The organism is Shinella sp. 838, assembly GCF_029623935.1.
GTDB lineage: Bacteria > Pseudomonadota > Alphaproteobacteria > Rhizobiales > Rhizobiaceae > Shinella.
This window is the reverse complement of the sequence record NZ_JARSBQ010000008.1, coordinates 60,658-73,552: the sequence shown is the minus strand read 5'-3', so window position 1 is coordinate 73,552 and position 12,895 is coordinate 60,658. Positions and strand designations below refer to the sequence as shown.

General features: G+C 64.2%; 11 protein-coding genes. 7 read left to right on the top strand and 4 right to left on the bottom strand.

Translation table 11 applies throughout. The features are described 5' to 3' along the window. Nucleotides 1-93: 93 nt before the first annotated feature. Nucleotides 94-1,209, top strand: coding sequence for a D-alanyl-D-alanine carboxypeptidase family protein (locus P9A16_RS22025; RefSeq protein WP_023516992.1), 1,116 nt, complete (start codon nt 94-96; stop codon nt 1,207-1,209). Nucleotides 1,210-1,261: 52 nt separating this feature from the next. Then, nucleotides 1,262-2,425, top strand: a complete 1,164-nt coding sequence (locus tag P9A16_RS22020; protein WP_023516991.1) for a CobW family GTP-binding protein — start codon at nt 1,262-1,264, stop codon at nt 2,423-2,425. A gap of 69 nt (nt 2,426-2,494) precedes the next feature. Here the strand turns inward: P9A16_RS22020 and P9A16_RS22015 are convergent, their stop codons facing one another. The 3 genes from P9A16_RS22015 to P9A16_RS22005 all read right to left on the bottom strand — a co-directional run bounded on the left by P9A16_RS22015 (nt 2,495) and on the right by P9A16_RS22005 (nt 5,090). Next, nucleotides 2,495-2,671 (bottom strand): hypothetical protein, encoded by a 177-nt coding sequence (locus tag P9A16_RS22015; protein ID WP_024270203.1) that lies wholly within the window; start codon nt 2,669-2,671, stop codon nt 2,495-2,497. Nucleotides 2,672-2,787: 116 nt separating this feature from the next. Next, the gene (locus P9A16_RS22010; protein WP_023516265.1) at nt 2,788-4,071 is read right to left on the bottom strand and encodes an NAD(P)/FAD-dependent oxidoreductase; all 1,284 of its coding nucleotides are present in this window, start codon (nt 4,069-4,071) and stop codon (nt 2,788-2,790) included. A gap of 122 nt (nt 4,072-4,193) precedes the next feature. Further along, the gene (locus P9A16_RS22005; RefSeq protein ID WP_024271269.1) at nt 4,194-5,090 is read right to left on the bottom strand and encodes a LysR substrate-binding domain-containing protein; all 897 of its coding nucleotides are present in this window, start codon (nt 5,088-5,090) and stop codon (nt 4,194-4,196) included. A gap of 168 nt (nt 5,091-5,258) precedes the next feature. Between P9A16_RS22005 and hglS the strand changes: the two genes are divergently transcribed. From hglS to P9A16_RS21985, 4 genes are read left to right on the top strand one after another with little or no spacing between them, the layout of a single operon-like run. After that, nucleotides 5,259-6,656: a 2-oxoadipate dioxygenase/decarboxylase HglS gene (gene hglS, locus P9A16_RS22000; protein ID WP_023517108.1), complete on the top strand. Its 1,398-nt coding sequence runs from the start codon at nt 5,259-5,261 to the stop codon at nt 6,654-6,656. Nucleotides 6,657-6,667: 11 nt separating this feature from the next. After that, the gene (locus tag P9A16_RS21995) at nt 6,668-8,086 is read left to right on the top strand and encodes an FAD-binding oxidoreductase (RefSeq protein WP_023517109.1); all 1,419 of its coding nucleotides are present in this window, start codon (nt 6,668-6,670) and stop codon (nt 8,084-8,086) included. Between the two features lie 22 nt (nt 8,087-8,108). Then, entirely contained in the window at nt 8,109-9,632 is a 1,524-nt protein-coding gene (amaB, locus tag P9A16_RS21990) for an L-piperidine-6-carboxylate dehydrogenase (RefSeq protein WP_023517110.1), read from the top strand. Nucleotides 9,633-9,638: 6 nt separating this feature from the next. After that, on the top strand, nt 9,639-10,871 hold the full coding sequence (locus P9A16_RS21985) for a pyridoxal phosphate-dependent aminotransferase (RefSeq protein ID WP_023517111.1): 1,233 nt from the start codon (nt 9,639-9,641) through the stop codon (nt 10,869-10,871). Between the two features lie 156 nt (nt 10,872-11,027). Here P9A16_RS21985 and P9A16_RS21980 read toward each other — a convergent pair whose 3' ends face one another. Then, nucleotides 11,028-12,128: a saccharopine dehydrogenase family protein gene (locus tag P9A16_RS21980; protein ID WP_023517112.1), complete on the bottom strand. Its 1,101-nt coding sequence runs from the start codon at nt 12,126-12,128 to the stop codon at nt 11,028-11,030. Nucleotides 12,129-12,240: 112 nt separating this feature from the next. Here P9A16_RS21980 and P9A16_RS21975 point away from each other — a divergent pair, with 112 nt between their 5' ends. After that, complete coding sequence (locus P9A16_RS21975; RefSeq protein WP_165909364.1) at nt 12,241-12,681, top strand: Lrp/AsnC family transcriptional regulator; 441 nt, start codon at nt 12,241-12,243, stop codon at nt 12,679-12,681. Nucleotides 12,682-12,895 lie beyond the last annotated feature (214 nt).

Sequence of the window (12,895 nt, the reverse complement as noted above, 5' to 3'; positions counted from 1 at the left end):
CTGCATTCGATGGCTTTGCCATCACGGTGCCATATAGGTTAAATAGGGCGACGGTTCGAGACAACTCCCGATTTCGAGGTGAGACCCTTGCAGATGAACGGACGAACGACGCGCCGGAGCGCATGGCTATTGGGCTCCTGCCTGCTGCTCGCAGCCTCCCTTCTGGCGAACGCGGCAAGCGCCGCCCCGCGCATCCTGGTGGATGTCAACACGCTGAAGGTCATCGAGCATGAGGATGCCTTCCAGCGTTGGTATCCGGCCTCGCTGACCAAGCTGATGACGGCCTATACCGTGTTCCGCGCCGTCAAGGCCGGCGAGCTGACGCTGGAAAGCCCGGTCGTCATGAGCAAGCATGCCGCCGCCGAGCCGCCGAGCAAGATGTACTTCAAGCCCGGTCAGAAGATGACGCTCGACAGCGCGCTGAAGATCATCCTCGTCAAGTCGGCCAACGACGTTTCCGTCGCCATCGGCGAGACGATCTCCGGCTCCGAGCAGGCCTTCGTCGACCGCATGAACGCAGAGGCGGCCCGCATCGGCATGAGCTCCTCGCGCTTCATCAATCCCAACGGCCTGCCCGGCAAGGGCCAGTACACGACGGCACGCGACCTTGCGGTCCTTGCGGTAACGCTGAAGCGAGAATTCCCGCAATACGCCCCTTATTTCGCGCTGGAAGGCTTCACTACCGGCAAGAAGCAGTATCCGAATTTCAACATGCTGATCGGCCGGTTTGACGGCGCTGACGGCATGAAGACCGGCTTCATCTGCGCCTCCGGCTTCAACCAGGTGTCTTCGGCCACCCGCAACGGCCGCAGCGTCGTCTCCGTCGTGCTCGGCTCCGACAGCCTCGGCGCACGGGCGGACATTTCCGCCGGCATGCTGGAAAAGGGCCTGACGATGCGGGCGGGCAATGTACCGACGCTCGGCCAGCTTCGCCCCTATGGCGAGACTCGCGACATCGTCACCGACGTGTCGCAGGAAATCTGCTCGAAGCACGCAGCCAAGGTGCGCAGCGAAGGCCGTGACGAGGCCGGACGCCAGAAGCTCGTGTCACCCTACATCCATGAGCTCAACCGGCCGCTGAAGCTGGTCTTTGCCGGCCTCATGGGCGGCGACACGGCGAAGCCTGCCGGCAACGAGCAGGTCGCCGTCGGCGATACCGGCGGCCTTGCCAATGTGCCGATCCCGATTCCGCGTCCCACGACCTTCTGAACGGCCCCTTTTGACTGGCCCGTTTGATTGGCCCCATTTGATTGGAAAGACCATGACCCTTGCTGAGCGGCGCGTGCCGGTTTCCGTGTTGACCGGATTTCTGGGCGCGGGCAAGACGACCCTGCTCAACCGCCTGCTGAAGGATCCGACACTCACGGACACGGCCGTCATCATCAACGAATTCGGCGAGGTCGGCATCGACCATCTGCTCGTCGAACAGTCGAGCGACGGCGTCATCGAGCTTTCCGACGGGTGCCTGTGCTGCACCATCCGCGGCGAACTGGTCGATACGCTCGCCGACCTGATGGATCGCATGCAGACGGGCAAGATCCAGCCGCTGAAGCGTGTGGTGATCGAGACCACCGGCCTTGCCGATCCAGCACCGGTGCTGCAATCCGTCATGGGCAATCCCGTGATCAGCCAGTCCTTCAGCCTCGACGGCGTGATAACAGTGGTCGATGCCGTCAACGGCCTGTCGACGCTCGCCAACCATCCGGAAGCCGTCAAGCAGATCGCCGTCGCCGACCGCGTGCTGATCAGCAAGATCTCGCTTTCAGATGCCGCAACGGTAGAGGCGGTGAAGCGGGAGATTGCCGCACTCAATCCACGGGCAAGCATCGTGGATATCGACACGCCTGGTCTCGTCGGCCCCGCCCTCCTCGCCAATGGACTTTACGATCCCGGCAGCAAGATTCCTGACGTCCGCCGCTGGCTGCAAGAGGAAACACATGACCACCATGATCATGGGCACCACCACGATCATGAGCACCATCACCATGGGCATGATCACGGGCATCACCACCACGACCACCAGCACGCCCATGACGTGACCCGCCACGACGCGACGATCCGCTCCTTCAGCATCGTGCACGACCGCCCGGTCGATCCGATGGCGCTGGAAATGTTCATCGACCTGCTGCGCTCCGCGCACGGAGAAAAGCTCCTGCGCATGAAGGGCATCGTGCTGATGTCGAACACGCCGGAGCGGCCGCTGGTGCTGCAGGGTGTGCAGAGCGTCTTTCATCCGCCGGAGCGCCTTTCCGCCTGGCCCGACCCGGCGGACCGCCGCACACGACTGGTGCTCATCACCAAGGACCTGCCGGAAGCCTTCGTGCGCGACCTCTTCGATGCGTTTACCGGCACTCCCAGGATCGACCGGCCGGACCGCGCCGCGCTTTCCGACAACCCGCTCGCCATTCCGGGCCTGCGCCTCTGACCGCAGCACGGCAAAAGACCCGGATGCAGGGAACATCCGGGTCTTTGGGGAGGTCAGTCTGGGCGATGTTTACTTGCAGACCTTGATCTTCTTGATGACGACGTTGCCGTAGTAGTCGTAGGACTTCACCTTCTTGATGAAGCAATAGGGCTCGTAGCCGTAGCTGTAGTAGCCGGCCTGCGAAGGGGCCGCGAAGGAGACGGCGGCGACGAGGGCAACGGTGGCGGAAACGATGATCTTGCGCATGGGGTCTCTCCTGATCTCTGGTAAGGATGAGCCTCTCTCATCCGGTGATCAGAAGATCGCACATCGCCCCGCCGCCCGCTGTTCCGCAGGAAACAGGCGGGCTCTCTCCTCTGAAATCAGAAGCGGGCGCCGGCGAGATGGGCGATCTGCGCGCCGAGTTCGTAATAGCCCTCGCGCATCGAGCGGAAGGACTGCGCTTCGGGTTCGCTTACCGGCAACGGCAGGTCCCGTTCGGCGATCTCGCCGGAAACGAGCTCCGCCAGCGTGCGGCCGAAGACAGTGCCCGGCGCGATGCCGCGGCCGTTGTAGCCGGAAAAGCCGATGACGCTGTCGGCAAGGCGGTGGAAGCGCGGCAGGTTGTCCGTGGTCATGCCGATCTTGCCGTACCATTCCGCCTCGAAAGCGACGTCGCCGATAGCGGGAAAGAGCTTTTTCAGCGCGCGCCGCGCCCAGGCCTTGTGGATGCCTGTACCCGCGCCGCGCAGCGCCCCGACACTGCCAAACACCAGCCGGCCACGCTTGTCGAAGCGGAAGGAGGAGAGCACTTCCTTCGTGTCCCAGGCGCCCTGGCGCTCCGGCAGGATCCTTGCCTGCATCTCGGGCGAAAGCGGAACGGTGGCGAAGTTGAAGTAGGGCAGATGCACGAGCTCGGTGCGCACCTCGTTCCAGGGCGCGACCGTATAGGCGTTGGTCGCAACCACCACCCAGTCCGCCGTGACGGAGCCGCGCGCGGTCTTCACCGTCCAACGTTTTCCGGTCCGCTCTGCGCCCGTCACCGGGCTTGCCGTGAAGACCTGGGCACCCGCTGCAATCGCCGCACGGGCAAGGCCGCGCGCATAGGCCAGCGGCTGGATCGTGCCGGCGCGCATGTCGAGAAGCGAGCCGGCATAAGCCTCGGTGCCCACCTTCGCCGCCGTCTCGGCGGCATCCAGCAGGCGCACCGGGGCGCCGCGACGGGCCCACTGCTCTGCGCGCTGCTTCAATTCGTCGAGACCCGCCTTTCCGACGGCGCAATGCAGCGTGCCCGCCGGATTGATCTCGCAGTCGATGGCATGCTTTTCGACGAGATCGAACACCGCACGGGGCGCATTGCCGAGAAGTTCCAGCAACCGGCCGCCGTGCACCTCGCCGAGCACGCCCGGCAACTCGTCCGGCATGACCCACATGCCCGCATTGACGAGGCCGACATTGCGGCCCGACCCGCCATAGCCGATCTCCGCGCCTTCAAGCAGGATGACCCGCGTGCCGCGCTCGGCCAGATGCAGCGCCGCCGAAAAGCCGGTATACCCGCCGCCGACGATGACGACATCCGCCTCCGCCTTGCCGGAAAAGGCAACGGTTTCGGGGGCGGGCGGAGCGGTCATCTCCCAAAGGCCATGGGAGCGCGGATCGTTGAGCATGGGCGTCAGTCTTTTCCGGAGGAGGAGGATTTCTCGCCGCACAATCGGCCATGCGGCACGACGACTAAAGCAAAAAATGAGAACGGGGTCATGCCCCCGCCGCATGATCGGTCGCGGAAATCCTACGCCGGGACCTGCTTGGAGATCCAGGCGCGAAATGCCTGACTCAGCGGGTTTTCGAGCTTTCCCTCCGGCACGACGAGATAATAGCTGTTCTCCGTCTCCATCGGCCGGTCGAAAACGACGGCAAGCCGGCCGTTCGCCAGCTCCTGCTCGATCAGATAATACGGCAGGAGCGCGAAGCCGAGCCCGGCGACGGCCGTTTCGATGACCATGGAGAACTGGTCGAAGCGGTGGCCGCGATAGGCCGTATCCGCCGAGCCGCCGTTCAGCTCGAACCATTGTGCCCAGAGCTTCGGCCGCGTCGCAAGATGCAGGAGCGGTGCTCTTTCCAGGTCCTTCGGCTCGGCAAGGTTCCAGGATTTTACCAGTTCCGGGCTCGCCGCGGGCAGGATGACCTCGCTGCACAGATAGGAGCAGGCCGCCCGCGCCCAGACCGGCTGGCCGTAGTGGATCGCAAGGTCGAAATTCTCCTCGTCGAAATCGAATGGCGCCGAGCGCGAGGCGATGTTGACGATCGTGCCCGGATTTTCCGCGAGAAAACCCGGAATGCGCGGCGTCAGCCAGCGGCTTCCGAACGTCGGCAGCGTCGCGATGGAAAGGCTGTGCTCGGAAGAGGCCGACGCCATGGCGCGCAGCATGGTCTCTTCCGTCTGATGCAGCAGCTTGCGTACTTCCGGCAGGAAACGGCGGCCGTCGTCGGAGAGCACCACGCGCTGGCGCACACGCTCGAAGAGCAGCACGCCGAGCTGTTCCTCGAGGTCCTTGATCTGGCGGCTGACGGCACTCTGGGTGAGGTTCAGCTCATGGGCCGCCTGCGTGAAGCTGCCATGACGGGCAGCACATTCGAACGCTTGCAGCGTGGTGACGTCAGGGATCAGCCTTCGACTGAGCTTCATTCTTTCCTCGCATCAACATAGTCAGAACGGTCGCAATCGCGGGAAGAAACGATCCGGTATGATCCGTTTTGAGAATGATCAGGGCCTCCCACCCTTCTAAAGCAATTCCACGAAAAGTGTGAAGCGGTTTTCCTGGAATTGCGCAACACCGAGATGAGATCACTCGCCATGAAAGCAAATTCGCACGTTTCCGCCGACACGATCCGCGCGGACTTCTCCACCGCCATGTCCGCCATGTATCGCACCGAGGTTCCGGCCTATGGCACGCTGATGGCGCTGGTGGCCGATGTGAACGCCGAGACGCTCGCCGCCGACCCCGTCCTCAAGGAGCGTCTCGAGGCGACGGACACGCTGGAGCGCATCTCCGAGGAACGCCACGGCGCCATCCGCCTCGGCACGCCGGAAGAGCTTTCCATGATGCGCCGCGCCTTTGCCGTCATGGGCATGTATCCGGTGGGCTACTACGATCTCTCCACCGCGGGCGTGCCGGTGCATTCCACCGCCTTCCGCCCGGTCGGCGAGGAAAGCCTCAACCGCAATCCCTTCCGCGTCTTCACCTCGCTGCTGCGCCTCGATCTCATCGCCGACGAGACACTGCGCGAGGAAGCAGCCGACGTGCTCGCCGCGCGAAAGATCTTTACCGACGAAGCCGTCAGGTTCATCGAGAAGGCCGAACGCGACGGCGGCCTCGATGCGGCCGATGCCGCCCGCTTCGTCACCGAACTGCTGGAAACCTTCCGCTGGCACGATCAGGCCATCGTCAGCACCGGTATGTACAAGCGCCTGCACGATGCGCATCGTCTGATCGCCGACGTCGTCTCCTTCAAGGGTCCGCACATCAACCACCTGACGCCGCGCACGCTCGACATCGACAAGGTGCAGGCCCGCATGCCGGAAGAGGGCATCGCCCCTAAGGCCGTAGTCGAAGGTCCGCCGACCCGAACCTGCCCGATCCTCCTGCGCCAGACCTCGTTCAAGGCCCTGGAAGAGGCCGTCTCCTTCGTCGGCGCCGACGGCACCTGGCAGGAAGGCTCCCACACGGCCCGCTTCGGCGAGATCGAGCAGCGCGGCGTGGCGCTGACGCCGAAGGGCCGCGCGCTCTATGACGGGCTGCTGACCGAGACGCGCGCCCGCGTACGTCCTGCCGCTGACGGCTCTAACGCTGACGAATACGAAGCCGCTCTCTCCGACGTCTTCAAGACCTTTCCCGATGATTGGGACGGCATCCGCAAGGCAGGCCTCGGCTACTTCACCTACTCCCTGACACAGAAGGGCAAGGCCGTCACCGGCCGCAACGCCGATCTCGAAACGGCGATCGAAGCCGGCCTCATCCGCTTCGATCCGATCGTCTACGAGGACTTCCTGCCGGTCAGTGCCGCAGGCATCTTCCAGTCGAACCTCGGCGACGACGCGACCCAGGACTTCGTCGCAAGCCCGAACCAGGTGATGTTCGAGCGCGATCTCGGCGCCGCCGTGCTCGACGAATTCGCGCACTATGCCGCCATCCAGCGCGCGTCGCTTGAAATGTGCCTCGGCATCGTCAACATGGCTGCCGCTGCGGAGTGACGGAAGAACGCATGATCGAGGCACGCCATATCGAAGTACTGAAAGGCATCACCGGCGAGAAGGGCCTTCTCACCGAGGAAGCCGACATGGCTGCCTACGAGACCGGCGCGCGCTATGACAAGGGCCGCGCCGCTTTCGTCGCGCGTCCGGCCACGACGGCGGAGGCCTCTGCCGTCGTCTCCTACTGCGTGAGGAACGCCATCGCCCTCGTGCCGCAATCCGGCAATACCGGTCTCGTCTCCGGCTCGACGCCTGACGGTAGCGGCCTTCAGGGTGTGCTCAGCCTCGACCGCCTGAACGCGCCCTTCGACCTCGACCGGATAAACCGTTCCGTCACGGCCGGAGCGGGTCTGCGCCTTTCCGACCTCAACGGCCGGCTCGAAGAGAGCGGCCTGTTCTTTCCGATCGACCTCGGCGCCGACCCGCGTCTTGGCGGCATGATCGCGACGAACACCGGCGGTTCGCGCTTCCTGCGCTACGGCGACGTGCGCCGCAACGTTCTCGGCCTCACGGTGGTGCTCGCCGACGAGGCCGGCACCGTGCTCGACCTGTCTTCGGATCTGCGCAAGAACAACACCGGTGTCGACTGGAAGCAGCTTTTCATCGGTACGTCGGGCGCTTTCGGCATCGTCACCGAATGCGTGCTGAACCTCGAACCGGCACCGAAACAGTCTGCCACCGCCCTGCTCGTGCCCGCCTCGGCAGAGCAGGTGGCAACGCTGCTCGTCGCCATGGAAGACGCGCTCGGCAGCTACCTCTCGGCTTTCGAAGGCATGTCCGGCAACGCGGTCGCCGCCGCGCTCGACCATGTGCCGTCGCTGCGCAACCCTTTCCAGGGTGGCGTGGTGCCCGACTTCGTCATCCTTGCGGAGATCTCCCGTTCAAGCCCGCCGCGCGAGGGCGAGCAGCCGCTTGATGCGGTGCTGGAGGAGGTGCTGGCCACGATCTGGGAGCGCGAGGATGCGCCGCTCGCCGACGCTTTCGTCGGCCCGCCGCACGAGATCTGGGCGCTGCGCCATGCGCTGTCCGAAGGCGTGAAGCATCGTGGACGATTGATCGCCTTCGATCTGTCCTTCCGCCGGGGTGACATCATGCCCTTCCTCGCCCATATGAAGGCGGACATGCCTGACCATTTCGAGGACGTCACGATCTGCGACTTCGGCCATATCGGCGACGGCGGCGTGCACTTCAATCTGGTCGTCGCGAAGGATGATCCTCGGCTCGCCGATCCCGATTTCGAAGCGGATTTGCGCGAATGGGTCTTCACCGTCGCCGTCGAGCAATTCGGTGGCAGCTTCAGCGCGGAACACGCCATCGGCCGCAAGAACCAGGTTTTTTATGACAGATACACCCCGGAAAAGCTCCGCGAGCTCGCGGCCGGACTGAAAACCATCACCTCGCCGGGCCCGCTCGGCGCGATCACCTTTTAAGAAACCGACAGGGAGACACCCCATGACGAACGTCGACGTGAAACAGGAAACCGCAGCCCTTCTCGACAAGCTCGGCGTTGCCCGCAGCGCCTGGCAGGGCGGCGACATGGCCTCCTACAGCCCCGTCAGCGGCGAGGAGATCGGCAAGCTGAAGACCGTCTCGGCCACCGACACAAACAAGGCGATCGACGCCGCCCACGACGCCTTCAAGGCATGGCGTCTCGTGCCCGCACCCAAGCGCGGCGAACTCGTTCGCCTGCTCGGCGAGGAACTGCGCGCGTCCAAGGCCGATCTCGGCCGCCTCGTTTCCATCGAAGCCGGCAAGATCACCTCGGAAGGCCTGGGCGAAGTGCAGGAAATGATCGACATCTGCGATTTCGCCGTCGGTCTCTCCCGCCAGCTCTACGGCCTGACCATCGCCACCGAGCGCCCCGGCCACCGCATGATGGAAACCTGGCACCCGCTCGGCGTCGTCGGCATCATCTCCGCCTTCAACTTCCCGGTCGCCGTCTGGTCGTGGAACGCCGCACTCGCCCTCGTCGCCGGCAATTCCATCGTCTGGAAGCCCTCCGAAAAGACCCCGCTGACGGCGCTTGCCTGCCAGGCGATCTTCGAACGGGCCCTTGCCCGCTTCGGCGATGCCCCGGCGAACCTGTCGATCGTCCTCATCGGCGACCGCACCATCGGCGAAGCCCTCGTCGACAACCACAAGGTCGCGCTCGTCTCGGCCACCGGCTCCACCCGCATGGGCAAGGAAGTCGGCCCGCGTCTCGCCAAGCGTTTCGCCCGCTCGATCCTCGAACTCGGCGGCAACAATGCCGGCATCGTCTGCCCCTCGGCCGATCTCGACATGGCGCTGCGCGCGATTGCCTTCGGTGCGATGGGCACCGCCGGCCAGCGCTGCACGACGCTGCGCCGCCTCTTCGTGCATGACAGCGTCTACGACCAGCTCGTGCCGCGCCTGAAGAAGGCCTACACCAGCGTTTCCGTCGGCAACCCGCTGGAAACCTCGGCCCTCGTCGGCCCGCTCGTCGACAAGCAGGCTTTCGACGGCATGCAGAAGGCACTGGCAGCGGCCAAGGCCGAAGGCGGTTCCGTCACTGGTGGCGAGCGCGTTGCCGACGCCGGCAAGGACACGGCCTACTATGTCAAGCCGGCCATCGTCGAAATGCCGAAGCAGGCCGGCCCGGTTCTCGAAGAAACCTTCGCGCCGATCCTCTACGTCATGAAGTACTCCGACTTCGACGCCGTTCTTGACGACCACAACGCTGTCGCCGCCGGCCTCTCCTCGTCGATCTTCACGCTGAACGTCCAGGAGGCCGAACGCTTCCTGTCGGTCGACGGTTCGGATTGCGGCATCGCCAATGTCAACATCGGCACCTCCGGCGCCGAAATCGGCGGCGCCTTCGGCGGCGAGAAGGAAACCGGCGGCGGCCGCGAGAGCGGCTCCGACGCCTGGAAGGCTTACATGCGCCGCGCCACCAACACGGTGAACTATTCGAAGGCCCTGCCGCTCGCCCAGGGCGTCTCCTTCGATATCGAGTAATCGGCCATGACCGTCGCTAGCAAAATCGAGGAGGCGGGCTTCCAGCCCGCCTCGCGCATCGCCGCCATCGGCGTCTCCAAAATCCTGCAGATCGGCGCCCGCGCCTCTGCCATGAAGAAGGACGGCCTGCCGATCATCATTCTCGGCGCGGGCGAGCCGGATTTCGACACGCCCGACAACGTGAAGGCTGCCGCCAAGGCCGCCATCGACCGTGGTGACACCAAGTACACCGCGCTCGACGGCACGCCGGAGCTGAAAAAGGCGATCACCGAAAAATTTCGCCGCGAAAACAATGTCGACTACGCGCTCGACGAAGTCACCGTCGCGACAGGCGCCAAGCAGATCCTGTTCAACGCCTTCATGGCGACGGTCAATCCAGGCGATGAGGTGATCATCCCGACGCCCTACTGGACGTCCTATTCCGACATCGTGGAGATCTGTGGCGGCGTGCCGGTGCTGATCCCCTGCGACGCCGAAGCCGGTTTTCGCCTGAAGGCCGAGCAGCTCGAAAAAGCGATCACGCCGAAGACCCGCTGGGTGCTGTTCAACTCGCCCTCGAACCCCTCGGGCGCCGCTTATGGCGAAGCCGACTACCGCCCGCTGCTCGACGTGCTGCTGAAACACCCGCATGTCTGGCTGATGGTCGACGACATGTACGAACACATCGTCTACGATGGATTCAAGTTCGTCACCCCCGTTGCCATCGAACCGCGGCTGAAGAGCCGTGCGCTCACCATCAACGGCGTCTCGAAGGCCTATGCCATGACCGGCTGGCGCATCGGCTATGCCGGTGGCCCGAAGGCGCTGATCAAGGCCATGGCGGTGATCCAGAGCCAGGCGACCTCCTGCCCCTCCTCCGTCAGCCAGGCCGCCTCCGTCGAGGCGCTGAACGGTCCGCAGGAGTTTCTGAAGGACCGCCAGGCGAGCTTCAAGCACCGCCGCGATCTCGTCGTCTCCGCATTGAACGCCATCCCCGGCCTCACCTGCCGCACGCCCGAGGGTGCCTTCTACACCTTCGCCGGCTGCGCTGGCGTGATCGGCAAGGTGACACCCAGGGGCAAGAGCATCGAGGCAGACAGCGACTTCACGGACTATCTCCTCGAAGACGCCCATGTCGCCGTCGTTCCAGGTTCGGCCTTCGGCCTCTCGCCCTATTTCCGCATCTCCTACGCCACGTCGGAAGCCGAATTGGCGGAAGCGCTGAAGCGCATCGCAGACGCCTGCGCCCGGCTCGTCTGAGCGGCAAAGCAAAAATCGGCAAAAGAAAAGGGGCCTCGCAAGAGGCCCCATTTTTATGGGTTCGCGCCTTGTGGCGTTCTCTACTTCCCCGCGGCTGAGCCACAGATGCGAAAACGCCCCGGCCTTCTGGCCGGGGCGTTTAATGGGCTTTAAAAATCAGGCGGCGCGGGCGCCGTGGTGCTCCTGGGCGTAGTAGTGACCGAAACGGTTGGCGAGGAAGGCGTCGAGGGCGATTTCTTCCTGGCGAACAAAACCTTCGGCGCGCAGCGACCCGTCGGCGAGCATGTCGAGCACGGCGCAGATCGAGCCGGCCGTGGTGATTTGGATGGCCGAATGCAGGGCGCCGGCGACCGGGGCGCTGTAAACCTTGTTGGCGTAGGTTTCCTGAATCAGGCGACCGCCCTTGCGACCCGAGACGGTGACGAAGATGATGACGACGTCCTGCGTGGTGGTCGGCAGGGCGTTTTCGAAAATGTCCTTCAAAACTTCGCGGCGGTGACGCAGGCCCAGGTCGTTCAAGAGCGCCTTCATGATGGCGGCGTGGCCGGGATAGCGGATCGTCTTGTAGTTCAGCGTGCGAACCTTGCCCTTCAGCGTCTCGCAGAGCGTGCCGAGGCCGCCCGAGGTGTTGAAGGCTTCATAGGTGACGCCGTCGAGCGAGAATTCCTCGCGCTCTTCGAGGGCCGGAACCTCGATCAGCGCGCTTTCGACGATGGCTTCGCAGGGCTCGATATATTCGTTGATAACGCCGTCCGTGCTCCAGGTCAGGTTATAGTTGAGCGCGTTGGACGGGTACTGCGGCAGCGCGCCGACGCGCATGCGCACGCTTTCGAGCGAATCGAAACGGCTGGCGAGATCGTTGGCGACGATGGAGATGAAACCCGGTGCAAGGCCGCACTGCGGGATGAAGGCCGTCTTGGCGTTTTCCGCGATGCGCTTGACCTGGCGGGTGGATTCGACGTCTTCCGTGAGGTCGAGATAGTGCAGGCCCGCGTCTGCTGCGGCTTCCGCGATGGCGACCGTCAGATGATAGGGCGCAGCGGAGAGGACGGCGAACTTGCCGGCGAGCAGGGCGCGGAGCGCGGCGCCGTCGGCGATATCGACCACGGCGGTCGAAACGGCATCGTGGCGCTCGATGGCGGCAAGCTGCTCGTCCGAACGGTCCGCGACGGTGACGCGGTAATCCCCGCTGTGAGCCAGCATGCGGGCGATGGTGGAGCCGATCTTGCCCGCGCCGATGACGACGATGTCCTTCATGTGATTTCCCTCCGGCATGAATTGATGCGTTTATTTTGAGAGGGAAGACAGTCGATTTAAAGCGCCATATCCGGCATAATCAATCATCAGTATCGGCAGAATGACGGTTAAAATGAGCATTTCGACGCTAGGCGCCAAGGATCGCGAACTTCTCGCCATCCTCAGCGAGAACGCCCGCGAACAGACAGCCACGATCGCCCGCAAACTGGGTCTATCACGCACGACCGTGCAGGCAAAAATCGACCGGCTGGAGCGGGACGGCGTGATCGCCGGCTATGGCGTCAAGCTTTCGGACGCCTATGAGAGCGGCATGGTGAAGGCGCATGTACTGATCACCATCGCGCCGAAGACGCTGGCGCGCATCACCACGGAACTGCACGCCATCTCGGCCGTACGCACCCTACATTCGGTAAGCGGCAGTTTCGACCTGATTGCCGTGGTCGAGGCAACGTCGATCGCCGAACTCGATCACCTGATCGACCGCATCGGCGCTATCGACGGCGTGGAACGCACACTGTCGTCGATCATCCTGTCGACGCGGATCAGGCGATAGGATGCCACATCGGACCAGGCGACCCCAACCAAGGCTCTCCACCTCTCCGCGGTCATCGTCGGCCTTGAGCCGAGGATCCATGCCACAAACTCAAGCTACGCCGTAATGCGTGGATCCTCGGGTCGAGCCCGAGGATGACGAAGGAGGGCGGGGTGACGGGCTGTGGCAGATCAAGGGCGGGTGCGCCGCCTCAGCGCCGCACTGCGGCGGATCC

Excerpts from the sequence above, each read along its gene's own strand:
- P9A16_RS22025 (WP_023516992.1), top strand. The coding sequence starts at position 94 with ATGAACGGACGAACGACGCGCCGGAGCGCATGGCTATTGGGCTCCTGC.
- P9A16_RS22020 (WP_023516991.1), top strand. The coding sequence starts at position 1,262 with ATGACCCTTGCTGAGCGGCGCGTGCCGGTTTCCGTGTTGACCGGATTT.
- P9A16_RS22015 (WP_024270203.1), bottom strand. The coding sequence starts at position 2,671 with ATGCGCAAGATCATCGTTTCCGCCACCGTTGCCCTCGTCGCCGCCGTC.
- P9A16_RS22010 (WP_023516265.1), bottom strand. The coding sequence starts at position 4,071 with ATGCTCAACGATCCGCGCTCCCATGGCCTTTGGGAGATGACCGCTCCG.
- P9A16_RS22005 (WP_024271269.1), bottom strand. The coding sequence starts at position 5,090 with ATGAAGCTCAGTCGAAGGCTGATCCCTGACGTCACCACGCTGCAAGCG.
- hglS (WP_023517108.1), top strand. The coding sequence starts at position 5,259 with ATGAAAGCAAATTCGCACGTTTCCGCCGACACGATCCGCGCGGACTTC.
- P9A16_RS21995 (WP_023517109.1), top strand. The coding sequence starts at position 6,668 with ATGATCGAGGCACGCCATATCGAAGTACTGAAAGGCATCACCGGCGAG.
- amaB (WP_023517110.1), top strand. The coding sequence starts at position 8,109 with ATGACGAACGTCGACGTGAAACAGGAAACCGCAGCCCTTCTCGACAAG.
- P9A16_RS21985 (WP_023517111.1), top strand. The coding sequence starts at position 9,639 with ATGACCGTCGCTAGCAAAATCGAGGAGGCGGGCTTCCAGCCCGCCTCG.
- P9A16_RS21980 (WP_023517112.1), bottom strand. The coding sequence starts at position 12,128 with ATGAAGGACATCGTCGTCATCGGCGCGGGCAAGATCGGCTCCACCATC.
- P9A16_RS21975 (WP_165909364.1), top strand. The coding sequence starts at position 12,241 with ATGAGCATTTCGACGCTAGGCGCCAAGGATCGCGAACTTCTCGCCATC.